The sequence below is a fragment of the Zhouia amylolytica AD3 genome (assembly GCF_000511935.2).
GTDB classification, from domain to species: domain Bacteria; phylum Bacteroidota; class Bacteroidia; order Flavobacteriales; family Flavobacteriaceae; genus Zhouia; species Zhouia amylolytica.
On sequence record NZ_AYXY01000022.1, the window covers coordinates 15,763 to 31,434 of the forward strand.

Annotated in this window: 13 protein-coding genes; 10 read left to right on the forward strand and 3 right to left on the reverse strand. The window is 37.0% G+C overall.

Annotation, left to right across the window (positions count from 1 at the left end):
• Positions 1-2 precede the first annotated feature (2 nt).
• Positions 3-1,352, reverse strand: a complete 1,350-nt coding sequence (trkA, locus tag P278_RS09875; protein WP_038266083.1) for a Trk system potassium transporter TrkA — start codon at positions 1,350-1,352, stop codon at positions 3-5.
• A 177-nt stretch (positions 1,353-1,529) separates the two neighbouring features.
• Here trkA and ubiE point away from each other — a divergent pair, with 177 nt between their 5' ends.
• Both ubiE and porT read left to right on the forward strand, forming a co-directional pair.
• Positions 1,530-2,258, forward strand: a complete 729-nt coding sequence (gene ubiE, locus P278_RS09880; RefSeq protein WP_038266086.1) for a bifunctional demethylmenaquinone methyltransferase/2-methoxy-6-polyprenyl-1,4-benzoquinol methylase UbiE — start codon at positions 1,530-1,532, stop codon at positions 2,256-2,258.
• Between the two features lie 108 nt (positions 2,259-2,366).
• Positions 2,367-3,071 (forward strand): type IX secretion/gliding motility protein PorT/SprT, encoded by a 705-nt coding sequence (porT, locus tag P278_RS09885; RefSeq protein ID WP_038266089.1) that lies wholly within the window; start codon positions 2,367-2,369, stop codon positions 3,069-3,071.
• Here porT and P278_RS09890 read toward each other — a convergent pair whose 3' ends face one another.
• Complete coding sequence (locus P278_RS09890; protein WP_038266091.1) at positions 3,072-3,803, reverse strand: TrmH family RNA methyltransferase; 732 nt, start codon at positions 3,801-3,803, stop codon at positions 3,072-3,074.
• A gap of 148 nt (positions 3,804-3,951) precedes the next feature.
• On the opposite strand from P278_RS09890, the gene tamL reads away from it, so the two are divergent.
• From tamL to P278_RS09930, 8 genes are all read left to right on the forward strand, one after another.
• On the forward strand, positions 3,952-6,492 hold the full coding sequence (gene tamL / locus P278_RS09895) for a translocation and assembly module lipoprotein TamL (RefSeq protein WP_038266540.1): 2,541 nt from the start codon (positions 3,952-3,954) through the stop codon (positions 6,490-6,492).
• A 60-nt stretch (positions 6,493-6,552) separates the two neighbouring features.
• Complete coding sequence (fbaA, locus tag P278_RS09900; protein ID WP_038266093.1) at positions 6,553-7,620, forward strand: class II fructose-bisphosphate aldolase; 1,068 nt, start codon at positions 6,553-6,555, stop codon at positions 7,618-7,620.
• 81 nt (positions 7,621-7,701) lie between these two features.
• A complete protein-coding gene (gene accD, locus P278_RS09905; protein WP_038266097.1) occupies positions 7,702-8,559 on the forward strand; it encodes an acetyl-CoA carboxylase, carboxyltransferase subunit beta in 858 nt (285 codons plus the stop codon).
• 212 nt (positions 8,560-8,771) lie between these two features.
• Complete coding sequence (gene rpsO, locus P278_RS09910; RefSeq protein ID WP_038266100.1) at positions 8,772-9,041, forward strand: 30S ribosomal protein S15; 270 nt, start codon at positions 8,772-8,774, stop codon at positions 9,039-9,041.
• Positions 9,042-9,230: 189 nt separating this feature from the next.
• Complete coding sequence (locus P278_RS09915; RefSeq protein WP_038266102.1) at positions 9,231-11,375, forward strand: polyribonucleotide nucleotidyltransferase; 2,145 nt, start codon at positions 9,231-9,233, stop codon at positions 11,373-11,375.
• Positions 11,376-11,578: 203 nt separating this feature from the next.
• Positions 11,579-12,442, forward strand: coding sequence for a sigma-70 family RNA polymerase sigma factor (locus P278_RS09920; RefSeq protein WP_038266105.1), 864 nt, complete (start codon positions 11,579-11,581; stop codon positions 12,440-12,442).
• Positions 12,443-13,358: 916 nt separating this feature from the next.
• On the forward strand, positions 13,359-14,018 hold the full coding sequence (gene rpe / locus P278_RS09925; RefSeq protein WP_038266107.1) for a ribulose-phosphate 3-epimerase: 660 nt from the start codon (positions 13,359-13,361) through the stop codon (positions 14,016-14,018).
• Positions 14,018-14,995: a YpdA family putative bacillithiol disulfide reductase gene (locus tag P278_RS09930; protein ID WP_038266109.1), complete on the forward strand. Its 978-nt coding sequence runs from the start codon at positions 14,018-14,020 to the stop codon at positions 14,993-14,995. The genes rpe and P278_RS09930 overlap by 1 nt, the downstream gene beginning before the upstream one ends.
• An 11-nt stretch (positions 14,996-15,006) precedes the next feature.
• Here P278_RS09930 and P278_RS09935 read toward each other — a convergent pair whose 3' ends face one another.
• Entirely contained in the window at positions 15,007-15,438 is a 432-nt protein-coding gene (locus P278_RS09935; protein WP_038266112.1) for a CBS domain-containing protein, read from the reverse strand.
• Positions 15,439-15,672: the final 234 nt, after the last annotated feature.

The following is a 15,672-nucleotide window of genomic DNA, read 5'->3' on the forward strand; positions in this document are numbered from 1 at the left end:
AATTATAAAAATAGTTTTTCAATACGAGCTATTGATCGCGGTAAACAGCATACCACTACACGATCGCCATCCTTAATCTGAAAATCACCTAAGGCTATCATTCCTTTTCCATCGCGAATTACACCGGCAATAACAGCAGACCTTGGAAAATCAAGCTCTTTTATTTTCTTTCCTGTTACTTCTGAAGTTCTTTTTACAATAAACTCCAGGATTTCAGCATTCAGATTATTTAATCGGGTTAGTGCTACTACTTCTCCTTTTCGTATATGTCTGAATATATTATTCGCTGCTAAAAGCTTTTTATTAATCAGCGTATCAATACCTATTGATTGTGAAAGCTGGAAATAATCCATGTTCTCAACCAAGGCAATTGTTTTCTTAATATTTCGGGATTTAGCCACCAAACATGACATGATATTGGTTTCGGAATTACCTGTTACAGCGATAAAAGCATCCATTTCTTCAATATCTTCTTCTTCCAGCAACTCAACATTTCTACCATCTCCATTAATAATAAGGGCATTTGGTAATAAATCGGCAAGGTCGAATGATTTGTTTTTATCTTTTTCAATAAGCTTCACCCTAAACTTATTAATACAAAGATCTCTGGCGGTTTTATAACCGATTTTACTCCCCCCAAGGATCATTACATCTTTTATCTCCTCTTTCGTTTTCCCGGTAAGTTTATACAATTCCTTCACTCCTGCCTCAGAAGTAACAAAATATGCTTGATCTCCTTCTTTAAAAACAGTATCTCCTCTTGGAATAAGAGTATATTGAGTTCCAAATCTCTGAATGGCTATAGGAACAAAATGCAGTTCGGGAAAAATAGAAGCCGCTTCCTTAACTGTTTTCCCTATAAACGGAGCTGTATGTTGCAATGAGGTTCCTACCATGGTTAAGGCCCCACCTTCAAACTCATAACTATCGTTGAATGCAGATTGATCCAGCAATAATTGAATTTCTTCAGCGGCTAATTGCTCAGGCGAAATCAATTCATCAATTCCTAATTCAGCAAAACCGATTTCATTCTTATTATGAATGAATTCCGTGTTTGAAATTCTCGCAATAGTACGCGTACACCCTAATTGTTTCGCTAACAAGCACAAGGTTATATTGGTAGTTTCGGTTGCTGTAACTCCAATTACCAAATCGGAACTTTCTACACGGGCATCTTTAAGTACGGCTATAGAGGTTGCATCACCCTTTAAAACTTTAATATCTAAATGAGTATCTGCGTAAGCGAGACTTTCTTTATTTGTATCTATAAGTGTGATGTCCTGGGATTCGTATGACAATAATTTTGCCAAATGAAAACCTACTTCACCAGCACCTGCTATAATAATTTTCATCTATGAATGAATACACAATTATTCTATGCAAATATATAGTAAAAATACATTATCACTAAACTACTCACCAAGGGTTTATAACTTAAGTAAATAAACCAACCAAAATAGAAACCTAATGGGTATAAAACGTGAATAGAAGTTATCAATATACTATCTTTGCCGAAAGTTTAAAAAAGCATGTCTAAAAAAATCAACCCTTATAAAGACTCTTCCTTAAGCAAAAAGGAGCAAGTTACCCAAATGTTTGATAATATCTCGGGAAAATACGATGGGCTTAATCGTGTTATCTCCTTTGGCATTGACATTAAATGGCGAAAGAAAGTCGTAAAAATAATAGGTGACACAAAACCTGAAAGCATTTTAGACATCGCTACCGGAACGGGCGATTTAGCCATAAGCTTTGCAAACACCAGTGCAAAAAAAATCGTAGGATTGGATCTTTCTCCAGGAATGCTCGAGGTTGGTAAAGTAAAGGTCTCAAGACTTAATCTGGACGACAAGATAGAAATGGTTATCGGAGACAGTGAAGCACTTCCTTTCGATGATAATAGTTTTGACGCCGTTTCAGTTGCCTTTGGAGTTAGAAATTTTGAAAACCTTGAAAAAGGCCTTTCTGAAATATACAGGGTACTAAAACCTGGAGGAACTTTTGTTGTTCTGGAAACTTCTGTACCCACCAAAACACCTTACAGACAGGGGTATCAATTTTACACCAATGCTATTCTTCCAGTGATAGGGAAAGTATTCTCAAAAGATAAATCGGCATACTCGTATTTATCTAAATCAGCAAGTATGTTTCCTCATGGTGAAGCTTTCAACAATATTTTAAGAAAAATCGGGTTTATTAATGTGGAAGATAAACCACAAACTTTTGGGGCAGCATCTATTTATGTAGCCTCTAAATAAACCATGTGGAAAAGGCAAACCTTTATCAGTAATTTCAATTTTTGACAAAATTACTTTCGAAATGATAAAAGTTTTATTTATTTCACAGGGCTAAAAAAGCAAGAACGAATGAAAAAATATTTTTTTTGCCTCCTTTTTATATGTTGCTTCTTAACTGAGGGAACTGCCCAACTTAGAATTTTTAATGAAGACCCAATTATGAACCTGGAAAACTTTGACAAGCAAACCGTTCATTGGGGATACTTCTTAGGGTTTAATCAATACGACTTTAAATTCGACTACATTAATGACGAAGGAGATGTTTTGGTCGCCAAATCTATAGGATTTAATGTTGGATTAATTGGAAATTTGAGAATCAACGATTATTTAGATTTACGACTGGAGCCCGGACTATATTACAACAAGCGTGATTTAGGCTTTCCGGGGTTCTCAGACATTAACGATTACAAAAGAGAGGTTGCTTCTACCTATATTCATTTTCCGCTCCTTCTTAAAGTCGGCACTAAAAGGTTGGGTAATTTTAAACCGTATTTAGTTGGCGGTGTATCCGGTTCCATCAATTTAAGCAGTGAATTTGACAGTCAGGAAGATAATTCGGGTGGCACTTTCCGAATGAAGAAGAACACATTATACTATGAACTGGGATTTGGGGTAGACTTCTACCTTCCCTACTTTAAATTTTCCCCATCGGTCAGAGGAGTTTTTGCTTTATCGGATGAGCTGATTCCGGACAACGACCCTAACAGTCCATGGACTTCAAATTTGAACAATATGTATTCCAGAGGAGTGTTCGTAAACTTTACTTTCGAATAATTAAAGTGTACGTCTAAATTCACTCAATAAAATTGCTGTTGCTGTAGCTACATTCAAACTTTCTGTTTTTTGGAATGCTCCAAATTGAGGGATTGCTACCTTAAACTGAACCGAATCCATTATGGCTTCAGAAATCCCGTTTGCCTCATTACCCATCACCAAAATTCCTGTATCAGGCAACTCGGTTTTATAGACATTGCTGCCATGCATATCTGCAGCAAAAACCGGCAAATTAGTTTTCTTTATAAAATCTAAAAGATCTGTATAAACAATATTTACACGAGTCAACGACCCCATTGTTGCCTGTACAACTTTTGAATTAAAGCAATCCACCGTTTCCTCACTGCACACCAAATGCTCTATTCCAAACCAATCGCACAGACGAATGATAGTTCCGAGGTTCCCAGGATCCCTTATCTCATCAAGTGCCAGCACCAATCCCTCTTCACCTATTTCCTCAACTACCTTGTTCATTTGGAATAACGCAAGCGCTTTATTCGGGTTTTTAAGGGAACTCATACGCTTTAAATCAGCCTCCTTTATTGGTGTTTTTTCATCGTCGACATTTTCAAAAAGGGAATCATCTGTTACATAAAGCCGTTCCAGCTTATAATCAGAGTTTAAAAATTCATCAATCCCTTTTATTCCTTCAACTACGAACAGGCCGTTTAAAGTTCGGTACTTTTTTTGCTGTAAACTCTTTACAAGCTTAATTTCATTTTTAGCAACCATTTAAATAATGTATTTTCAGCTATTAAAAGCACTTAACTATTGAAAATAATTTGCAAATTTGCCACTATTATTCCGATTAACATTTTTTATCGTTATTAAATTATCGAAATACATAACCAAAAGCTCTAATGACAAAACTAAGATCTGCTTGAAAAACTTTTTTTCAAAAATAACGGTATTCCTGATAATATTACTGATTTCTTCATGTAATGCGGTAAAACGTGTTGAAGATGGTGAATTACTCCTTACTAAAAACACCATTTATATTAATGACGAGAAAATCAAAAACGAAGAACTCGATGGACTTATTTCGCAAAAACCCAACAGTCCTTTAAGGCTAGCCATTTACAATCTTGCCAAGAAGAACTCAGACTCTATCTACCTTGCCCGATTACAGAAACAATTAGATTCTGCAAACTTTTGGAAGAGTGTGCTTTCGGAAAAGCAATTAATTCGTTTAGCTGAATACAAAATAGATTTCAATAATTGGTTGAGAAACTCTGGGGAAGCTCCTGTAATTATTAACGAAGAAGAAGCTGAAAAGTCTTCAGAAAGGCTCAGCAAGTACGCCTACAATTTTGGCTATTTCAACAACACTACTTCTTTTGAGATCGACACCACAAAACGAAAAAGAAAGAGAGCCGAAATCTCTTATAAAATTAACACGGGTGAACCTTACATCATTGATTCATTAACCACAGAGATCGTTTCAGATGTTCTGGATTCTATTTATAGGGCACATCAGAATCTATCCATAATCAAATCGGGGGATCAATTCAACTTAAACAATTTCAGTGCTGAACGGGAACGACTGAATGACCTATATCTCAATTCCGGTATATATCGTTTTCAAAGAACCTCCATAACCTACGATATCCAAAGAGATACTATTGTGGCCAATGAGGACTACCAAATGCCTACCACAATCATAATTGACAATGCCTATGAACGCGTTGGTGACTCTTTAAGAGAAATACCTTATAAGGTACACAGTATTAATAACGTAAACATTTTTACGGACACCAACATCGGCGCCTATACAGACACTATACAATACGATAATTACACCATCTACTACAAGGACGAGCTTCGTTACAAACCTAAAGCATTGACCGATGCGGTTGCTATTATTCCGGGAGACATATACAAGGACCAGGACAGAACGTTAACCTACCGGCAAATAAGCAACCTTAAAATTTTCAGATATCCGACGATAGAATATACTTATACAGACAGTTCGGATTCTAAATTAAATTCAAACATTTATATTACTTCAAGACCTAAATTCTCTTTAGGTCTAAATACAGATATATCACATTCGAACATCCAAGACATTGGAATGTCTTTTGGAACGTCGCTTTTAAGCAGAAATGTTTTCAGAGGTGCTGAAACTTTGGAGTTAGCCCTAAAAGGAACGATAGGATCATCGCGGGAGCTCAGAGATGAGGATGACCCATTCTTTAATATTCTTGAATTTGGAGGAGACATCAACTTAAACTTCCCAAGATTCCTGTTACCGTTTAACACAGACAAGTATGTTCCAAAATACATGAATCCAAATACACGCTTATCGGCAGGTATCACCACCCAAAAAAATATTGGATTAGACAAACAGAGCTTAAACAGTTTATTGCGGTACACCTGGGATCCTTCGAGTTATCAGAAGAACATATTCGAACTCATTAATATTCAATTTGTTAAAAACCTGAATCCAGAGCGCTATTATTTGGTATACCGCAACAGCTATGATCGTTTAAACGATTTAGCTGCACCTTATGAAAATCAATATCCTGAATTTTACAAACCTGATACCGAATCGCCTCAACTTGTCATTCCTGAAGGAACCAATGCTTTTATAAATGCTGTAGACAATGGTGATATTGTTTTAAACAACATAGAAGATCAGGAAGAGTTCAGCAGCATTGCCGAACAAGAGGAGCGGCTTACGACCGACAATTTAATTTTTGCTTCGAACTTCACATACACTAAAAACAACAGGAAGAGTTACACCGATAACAATTTCTATCAATTTAGAACTAAAATTGAATTAGCCGGGAATCTTTTATCAGGAATTGCGTCTATATTTCCTTTCGACGAGGATGAAAACGGCAACAATCTGGTATTTGGAGTTCCCTATTCACAATACGTAAAATCTGAATTTGACTTCATAAAACACTGGCGTGTTTTTAAAACCAATACGCTTGCCTTCAGGGCATTCACAGGTATTGCTATTCCTTATGGCAATTCCAACAACATACCTTTTATACGAAGTTACTTTGCTGGTGGATCTAATGATAACAGAGCCTGGCAACCCTACTCTTTAGGGCCTGGAAGAACGGACAATCTTGAAGACTACAACGAAGCTAACTTCAAGATAGCCTTTAACTTAGAATACCGATTTAACATTTTAGGAGATTTAAAAGGGGCCCTTTTTGTAGACTCCGGTAACATCTGGAACGTGTTAGATGAAGTTGAAAGTGAAGAGCGGGTATTTGAAGGGTTCAAATCACTATCAGAACTAGCTATTGGATCTGGCTTTGGAGTTCGATATGATTTCAGTTTCTTTGTAATCAGATTAGACACCGGATTCAAAACATACAATCCGGCATTAGAAAAAGACAAAAGGTGGTTTAACGAATATAACTTCCGAAATGCAGTTTTGAATATTGGAATAAATTATCCGTTCTAAGCCATGTTTTTATTACTTTTGCCTTTCAACACAAAACGAAATAATAAATTATTTTAAATTATGAGTCACAACATCAAACCGGGTGTAGCAACTGGAGACGAAGTACAAGCGATTTTTAACTACGCAAAAGAAAAAGGGTTTGCCCTACCCGCAGTGAATGTGATAGGTACGGATACCATTAATGCAGTATTAGAAACTGCAGCAGAAATTAACGCTCCTGTAATTATTCAGTTCTCTAATGGAGGTGCACAGTTTAACGCAGGGAAAGGACTATCAAACGAAGATCAGAAGTCAGCTGTAGCAGGTGCTGTTGCAGGTGCTAAGCACGTACATGAACTAGCTGAATTATATGGTGCAACAGTAATTCTTCACACGGATCACTGTGCTAAAAAACTACTACCATGGGTTGATGGAATGCTATCTGCAAGTGAAAAACACTTTGCGGAGACAGGTAAACCATTATTCAGCTCACATATGATCGATCTTTCTGAAGAGCCAATTGAAGAAAACATCGAAACATGTAAGCAATATTTAGCTCGTATGAGCAAAATGGGAATGACTCTTGAAATAGAGTTAGGTATTACAGGTGGAGAAGAAGATGGAGTAGACAATACTGATGTAGATGAATCTCGCCTATATACCCAACCTGAAGAAGTAGCGTATGCTTATGAAGAATTAATGAAGGTAAGTCCGCGTTTCACCATCGCAGCTGCTTTTGGTAATGTACATGGGGTATACAAGCCAGGTAACGTAAAGTTAAAACCGACCATCCTAAAAGACTCTCAAGAGTATATTTCTGAAAAATATGGTGTTCCTCACAACACTATTGATTATGTTTTCCATGGTGGTTCAGGATCTTCTTTAGAAGAAATCAGAGAGTCAATCGGATACGGAGTTATAAAGATGAATATCGACACTGATTTACAATATGCATTTTTAGAAGGTGTTAGAGATTACATTCAAAATAAATCTGCATATTTGCAAACACAAATTGGTAACCCTGAAGGAGATGATGCTCCAAACAAAAAGCATTATGATCCACGTGTATGGTTACGTGAAGGTGAAAAGACTTTCATCGCAAGATTAAAAAAGGCTTTTGAAGACCTTAATAACGTTAACACGTTATAAATAGAACACACTATTGTTAATAGCCATCTATACTTTTTGAAAGATGGCTATTAACATACTTAATACTAAAACTAATAACTAATGGCTTGGTTTAAAAGAAAAGAAAAAGGTATTCAAACCAAAACCGAAGAAAAAAAAGACACACCAAAAGGTTTATGGTATAAATCTCCTACGGGGAAGATCGTTGAAGCTGAAGAGCTTGCCAAAAACTTTTATGTGAGTCCGGAGGATGATTATCATGTTAGAATTGGGAGTAACGAATATTTTTCAATCCTTTTTGACGACAACAAATTCAAGGAATTGGATGCTAACTTAATATCGAAAGACCCTCTTAAGTTTGAAGACACTAAAAAGTATTCTGATCGTCTAAAACAAGCTCAGGAAAAAACAGGCTTAAAGGATGCAGTTCGCACTGCAGTTGGAAAATCTAAAGGTAAAAAGCTCGTAATCGCTTGTATGGATTTTGCATTCATCGGTGGTTCGATGGGTAGTGTTGTTGGAGAAAAGATCGCAAGAGCGATTGACTACTCTTTAAAGAACAAGATTCCTTTCATGATGATTTCAAAATCAGGAGGAGCCAGAATGATGGAGGCTGCCCTATCTTTAATGCAGCTTGCTAAGACTTCTGCTAAGCTTGCACAACTTGCAGAGGCTAAGATTCCATACATCTCATTATGTACGGATCCGACTACCGGAGGTACGACAGCTTCGTATGCAATGTTAGGAGACATAAATATTGCAGAACCTGGTGCCTTAATTGGTTTTGCTGGTCCGCGAGTTGTAAAAGAGGCTACTGGTAAAGATTTACCTGATGGATTTCAGACTGCGGAATTTGTACTTGAACATGGATTTTTAGACTTCATCATTCATAGAAGAGATTTAAAAGACCGGGTTAATTTATATATTGATTTGGTAACAAATCAACCTTACAGAGCATAATAAAAGCCCCGGATCCGGGGCTTTTTTATTTCAAGCCCCTTACTTCTTTCGGATATGCATACAACTTCCTGAATGCTAAAGCCCTATTGCCTTTAAATTGAAAAGATTTAATTTGATTAAAACGGATCAGTTAGCGAAAATATTTCTATATTTGCGGCCTGTAACAGAAGGTCTGTTATGGGGTACATAAAAATCATTTAAATAATATTGGAATGTATTTAACTAAAGAAGTAAAGGCAGAGATCTTTAAAAAGCACGGTGGAGCTGAAAACAACACTGGTTCAACAGAAGGACAAATTGCATTGTTCACTCACCGAATCAGCCACTTAACTGGGCACCTTAAAAAGAATCGTAAAGATTTTAACACAGAGCGCGCTCTAGTTAAATTGGTAGGTAAAAGAAGAAGTTTACTAGACTATTTAAAAAATAAAGATATCGAAAGATATCGTTCGATAGTTAAGGAACTAGGATTAAGAAAGTAAATTTAAAGAGGCTACGTGCCTCTTTTTTTTATAGCTTTTACCGTACTTTTATAAGTATCTAATGCTAAATTCTTATATTCAACGAAATAAGAATTGTAAAAAAGCTGGAATTATTAGTTTTTCATTGGGTAGAAAGACAACAACTACACAACAACACAACGCCCTTTGTTTAATTAATTAAAATAATTTATGATCCCTGAAGTAAAAAAAGAGATTATTGATTTAGGGAATGGTAGATCCATTTCCCTGGAAACAGGAAAGTTAGCCAAACAAGCTGACGGTTCTGTAGTTGTTAGAATGGGTGATGCTATGTTGCTTGCAACAGTTGTTTCGGCACGCACTTCTAATCCTGACATTGATTTTCTACCGTTAACAGTAGATTACAGAGAAAAATTTGCTGCTGCAGGTAGGTTCCCGGGAGGTTTCTTAAAAAGAGAAGCACGTCCGAGTGATCAGGAGATATTAACGATGCGTTTAGTGGATCGTGTTTTACGTCCTTTATTCCCAAAAGATTACCATGCTGAGACGCAGGTAATGATTCAGTTAATGTCGCATGATGAAAATGTAATGCCTGATGCTTTAGCAGGATTGGCTGCTTCAGCATGTCTAGCGCTATCTGACATCCCTTTTGACGGACCAATTTCTGAAACCAGAGTTGGTAGATTAAATGGAGAGTTCATTATCAACCCTAGCAAAGCGGAGCTTGAAGACTGTGATATGGACATCATGGTTGGTGCTACTATTGATTCTGTCTCTATGGTAGAGGGTGAAATGGATGAAGTTTCTGAAAAGGAAATGGCGGAGGCTATTAAGTTTGCCCATGAAGCTATTAAAGTTCAGATAGAAGCTCAAAACAGTCTTGTGGCGCAGGTTGGAGCCAAAGAAACAAGAGAATATGAGCCTGAGAAGGAAAATGAAGAAATGGCTCAGAAGATTTATGACTTCGCATACTCTAAATGCTATGACATAGCTAAAGATGGTACTTCTAAAAGTGAAAGAGGTGAGCAGTTTGCTGCTGTGAAGGAGGCTTGCCAGGAATTATTTACAGAAGAAGAGCTTGAAGAGAACGGCGATCTTATTGGCAAATATTTCGGGAAAGCTCAAAAGGAAGCTGTCAGAAACCTTATTCTTGACGAAAAAATTCGTTTGGATGGTAGAAAACCAACTGACATTCGACCAATCTGGTGCGAGATAGATTATTTACCATCTACACATGGTTCTTCTATATTTACCAGGGGAGAAACTCAAGCGTTAGCAACTGTTACCCTTGGTACTTCAAGAGAAGTAAACGTAATTGACCGTCCGACGGAACAAGGTGAAGAAAAATTCTATTTACACTATAACTTCCCTCCTTTTTCAACAGGTGAAGCAAGACCTATCAGAGGTACATCAAGACGTGAGGTAGGACATGGAAACCTTGCACAAAGAGCTTTGAAAAAAGTACTTCCTTCAGATTTCCCTTATACGGTAAGAGTAGTATCTGAGGTACTTGAATCGAATGGCTCTTCTTCAATGGCAACTGTTTGTGCCGGTACTATGGCCTTAATGGACGCCGGTGTACCATTGAAAAAACCTGTATCAGGTATTGCTATGGGACTTATCTCCGATGGTGCTAAGTTTGCTGTATTATCTGATATATTAGGAGATGAAGATCACCTGGGTGACATGGACTTTAAAGTAACCGGTACTGAGGACGGGATTACAGCATGTCAGATGGACATCAAGATTAAAGGCTTGAGCTATGAAATTCTTGAGCAAGCTTTAGAGCAGGCAAGAGATGGACGTATGCATATTTTAGGTAAGATTACCGAAACTATCCCTACTGCCGCTGAACATGTAAAAGCTCATGCTCCGAAAATCGTTAAAGTTGAAATTCCAAAAGAATTTATCGGTGCCGTTATCGGACCTGGTGGTAAAAACATTCAGGCACTACAAGAAGAAACAAAAACTGAAATCGTTATCGACGAAGTAGACGATTTAGGAATTGTTGAAATCTTAGGTGTAGATCAGGATGGTATTGATAAAGCGATTCAATCGGTACAAAACGTTACTTTTGCTCCAGTTGAAGGCGAAACTTACAAGGTTAAAGTTGTTAAAATACTAGACTTTGGTGCTGTTATCGAATTTGTACCTGGTAAAGATTCTTTACTACACATTTCAGAACTTGACTGGAAACGTGTGGAAAAGGTTACAGATTATGTGAACCTTGGGGATGAGATCGAAGTGAAATACATTGGTTTAGATCCGCGTACCAAGAAACCTAAAGTTTCAAGAAAAGCCTTGTTGCCTCGACCTCCAAGACAGGAGAAAAAGAAGCCACAAGAAAATAAATAAATCATCAAAGCCCTGAAAATTCAGGGCTTTTTTTTATTCTTATTTTTAAGAAATTCAAAAAGCAACTAACTATTTTACAAGCTCCTAACCGGGAAAAACCGGAAAAAAAATAAAATTTTCTATACTTTCTGTAACCTTTTGCCCTTTTCTTACGTATAACCATTCACACGCTATTATTTATAATAAACTCGGGAGTAAAATAGATGAGACAACTGAAAATTACGAAGCAGGTAACTAACAGAGAAACTGCTTCATTAGACAAGTATCTTCAGGAAATAGGGAAGGTTGACTTAATTACCGCAGAAGAAGAAGTAGAATTAGCACAACGTATTAAAGCAGGAGATCAACGAGCTTTAGAGAAACTAACGAAAGCGAACTTACGTTTTGTTGTTTCGGTAGCAAAGCAGTATCAGAATCAGGGTTTAACATTACCTGATTTGATCAACGAAGGAAATCTTGGTCTTATTAAAGCTGCTCAACGTTTTGATGAAACTCGTGGTTTTAAGTTCATTTCGTATGCAGTATGGTGGATTAGACAGTCTATTTTACAGGCATTAGCGGAACAATCTCGTATTGTTCGATTACCTCTTAATAAAATTGGTTCAATCAATAAGATCAATAAGACGTATGCATTTTTAGAGCAAGCTCATGAGCGTATGCCTAGTGCAGAAGAAATTGCGAAGGAGCTTGACATGTCTGTTAATGATGTAAAGGAGTCAATGAAGAATTCTGGTCGTCATGTATCGATGGACGCACCATTAGTAGAAGGAGAAGACTCAAACCTTTATGATGTACTTCGCAGTGGCGAATCACCAAATCCTGACAAGGACCTTTTACATGAATCACTCCGTACTGAAATAGAACGTGCTCTTGAAACTCTTACACCACGTGAGGCTGATGTTATCAGACTTTATTTTGGCTTAGGTGATCAGCACCCTATGACACTGGAAGAAATTGGAGAAACATTTGATTTGACACGTGAACGCGTTCGTCAGATTAAAGAAAAGGCTATCAGAAGATTAAAACATACTTCAAGGAGTAAAATTCTGAAGACCTATTTAGGATAAGTTAATAAAGTAGTGATTTTACTCAAAATTCACTATTTTTGTAGTACAACAGTTCCGATATAACGGGATAACTGTTCGTTTTTTGATTGATGAATGAACTCCGGCTGATTACCGGAGTTTTTTTTATTTACAAACAGGTATTCTCTCACACTACCTTTTATTGTCTTACATAGCGGATTCCATTTATACAGTTAAAAACCAATCTATGCCTAATCATATGCTGTACATGCGGAATGACATAGCGTGCGGAATTACAATGGGTGCTGAATAATATTGGGGTGAGAGTGTTCGAAGAAAAATGGATTCCGCAATAAATGCGGAATGACATTGGGTGCGGAATGATATTGGGAGTGATGAGTGGAGTGTGGATTCCGCAATAAATGTGGAATGACATACGGTGTGGAAGGACATACGGTGTGGAATGACAATGGGGGCTGAATAATATTAGGGTGAGAGTGTTCGGAGAAGAATGGATTCCGCAATAAATGCGGAATGACAATGGGTGCGGAATGACAATGGGTGTGGAATGACAGGTGAATGTATGCTAAATCATTTTCTTCAAGAAACAACTTTTGAGGTTGCCCCTTTTTTTTCTTACATACCGGATACAATTTATACAGTTATAAACCAATCTATACCTGCTCATACTCTATCCATACTTTAACCATACCGTATCTATGCCTAAAGTATGGCTTAAACCACAGGAAATTGTGAAGTAAAAAGTTCTCGGAAGAAAGGAAATGATATAATTTATATCATTTTAAACATGGCGGCTAAAAAGCTCCTTTCAGGTTACTCCCTCGTGGTTCCTTCCTTCAAATTGACCCTGAATCGTCAATAAGTAATAAACCTTTCTTAATCATTCGTTGTGTTTCTTTATAAATAATTATTTTTGCAGCATCATAAACGACACACAATGAACGACAAATTAGTAGCCCCTTCATTATTAGCGGCAGATTTTGCCAATCTTCAAAGAGATATTGAGATGGTTAACCAGAGTGATGCTGATTGGTTTCACATCGATATTATGGATGGTGTTTTTGTTCCTAATATCTCATTTGGAATGCCTGTACTTGATGCAATCAACAAACATGCTAAAAAGCCTTTGGATGTGCATTTAATGATTGTAGACCCAGATCGTTATATCAAGGCATTTGCTGATCTTGGTACAGCGAACCTAACGGTACATTTCGAAGCTTGTAATCACTTACACAGAACCATGCAGGCCATCAAAGCCGAGGGCATGAAAGCGGGAGTAGCACTTAACCCACACACCAACGTATCTGTATTAGCAGATATCATTCAAGACATTGACCTCGTGATCATCATGAGTGTGAATCCGGGATTTGGGGGACAAAAGTTCATCGAGAACACTTACAACAAGGTAAAACAACTGAAAGCGCTCATCAAAGAGAAAAATGCATCTACAATCATCGAGATCGATGGTGGTGTTAATGCCAACAATGCAAAAGATCTTATCGATGCCGGAGCTGATGTTTTAGTTGCAGGAAACTTTGTTTTTAGCAGTGAAGATCAGATTAAGACGATAAAAGAATTAAAAGAAGTTATTTCTTAATGAAGCATTTAGACCTCATCATTATTGGCGGTGGTCCTATTGGAATTGCATGTGCTTTAGAAGCTAAAAAAAAGGGCCTTAACTATTTAATCATAGAGAAAGGCCCTATCGTAAATTCCTTATACAACTACCCTATTAATATGCAGTTTTTCTCTTCATCGGAGAAACTGGAAATTGGTGGAGTTCCTTTTATTAGTAAGGAGGCTAAACCAAAAAGAGATGAGGCTTTAGAATACTACCGACGTATCGTCACTTCCAATGAATTAAACATTCATCTTTTTGAAAAGGTTACGGAGGTCGCCAAACATAACAACACTTTCACCATAACTACCGACAAGACATCCTATCAATCGGAATATGCTATTGTCGCTACTGGTTTTTACGACATTCCAAACCTCCTCAATGTACCTGGGGAAGATCTTCCTAAGGTTTCTCATTATTACAAAGACCCTCATTTTTACGCCATGCAAAAAGTGGCGGTTATTGGTGCCAGCAACTCAGCTGTAGATGCTGCTCTTGAGTGTTATCGAAAAGGAGCTGATGTAACGATGCTCATACGCGGTCCTGAAATTGGCAGGCGTGTGAAATATTGGGTAAAACCGGATATTGAAAATCGTATTGCGGAAGGAAGCATCAAGGCGTATTACAATACGGAGGTACAGGAAATCAAAGATTCAGAAATCGTTCTTAATACCAACCGGGGTATTGTTTCTATCCCTAATGATTATGTCATTGCCTTAACGGGTTACAAGCCCAATTTTAAGTTTTTAGAAAAAATAGGAGTCCAATTGTCTGATGATGGTAAATTCTACCCTCAATATAATGAAGAGACCATGGAGACCAACATCAACAACCTCTATTTGGCAGGTGTTATTTGTGGTGGAATGGACACACACCTATGGTTTATTGAAAACTCCCGTATACATGCCCAAATGATCTTAAACCACATTATCAGCAAGCAACATTCAGAGGTATAAATCTGCTTGGATTACTCTTGTTCGTATAACAGGCTATGGTAATATTTTATAAGATCAGTGGTTGTTATAATTCCCACTAAATTTTTATGTTGATCCACTACCGGAAGGGCATGAAATTCTCTTTCTGAAAGAATTTTAGAGACTTCTCTGATCGAAGTATCAGTTGATACAAATACTGGTTTTCCCATCATTACTTGCTTTACTGACAAGGTATCATAAACAAAATTATCGGCATCGAGATTATCATCTATACTATCGACATAGCTCAGTCTCAATAAATCCGTATAGCTCAAAATTCCTACCAATTTCTTACCTTTTATTACGGGAAGGTGCCTGATTTGATTCTTCTTGAAAAGTTCTTCTGCCTTGTACAAGCTATCATCAAGATTTAAATTCACCAGGTTAGTTGACATTATTTTTGATACTGGAACTTCGTTTTTCATTTCTTTAAAGTTTAAGTTTAACGACCAAATTGTTTCCGTTTAGCGTTTCTTAAAACAGCTTCAATCATTCCCTCTTATCAGAAATGATGGCTATTTAATTTTGCTTCACAACTTTAGTATTTATTAGGGACTATAAATTTCAATGATATCTATTTATTTTACCATGATAAATATCATTCTACATGGATCAAAAAAAAAACGGGAGTATATGAATATACTCCCGTTTTAGATTCT

Bases quoted from the DNA above. Each gene is read 5' to 3' on its own strand.
- P278_RS09935 (WP_038266112.1), bottom strand. From the start codon at position 15,438: ATGAAAAACGAAGTTCCAGTATCAAAAATAATGTCAACTAACCTGGTG.
- P278_RS09915 (WP_038266102.1), top strand. From the start codon at position 9,231: ATGATCCCTGAAGTAAAAAAAGAGATTATTGATTTAGGGAATGGTAGA.
- P278_RS09930 (WP_038266109.1), top strand. From the start codon at position 14,018: ATGAAGCATTTAGACCTCATCATTATTGGCGGTGGTCCTATTGGAATT.
- fbaA (WP_038266093.1), top strand. From the start codon at position 6,553: ATGAGTCACAACATCAAACCGGGTGTAGCAACTGGAGACGAAGTACAA.
- P278_RS09890 (WP_038266091.1), bottom strand. From the start codon at position 3,803: ATGGTTGCTAAAAATGAAATTAAGCTTGTAAAGAGTTTACAGCAAAAA.
- rpe (WP_038266107.1), top strand. From the start codon at position 13,359: ATGAACGACAAATTAGTAGCCCCTTCATTATTAGCGGCAGATTTTGCC.
- porT (WP_038266089.1), top strand. From the start codon at position 2,367: ATGAAAAAATATTTTTTTTGCCTCCTTTTTATATGTTGCTTCTTAACT.
- trkA (WP_038266083.1), bottom strand. From the start codon at position 1,352: ATGAAAATTATTATAGCAGGTGCTGGTGAAGTAGGTTTTCATTTGGCA.
- rpsO (WP_038266100.1), top strand. From the start codon at position 8,772: ATGTATTTAACTAAAGAAGTAAAGGCAGAGATCTTTAAAAAGCACGGT.
- ubiE (WP_038266086.1), top strand. From the start codon at position 1,530: ATGTCTAAAAAAATCAACCCTTATAAAGACTCTTCCTTAAGCAAAAAG.
- accD (WP_038266097.1), top strand. From the start codon at position 7,702: ATGGCTTGGTTTAAAAGAAAAGAAAAAGGTATTCAAACCAAAACCGAA.
- P278_RS09920 (WP_038266105.1), top strand. From the start codon at position 11,579: ATGAGACAACTGAAAATTACGAAGCAGGTAACTAACAGAGAAACTGCT.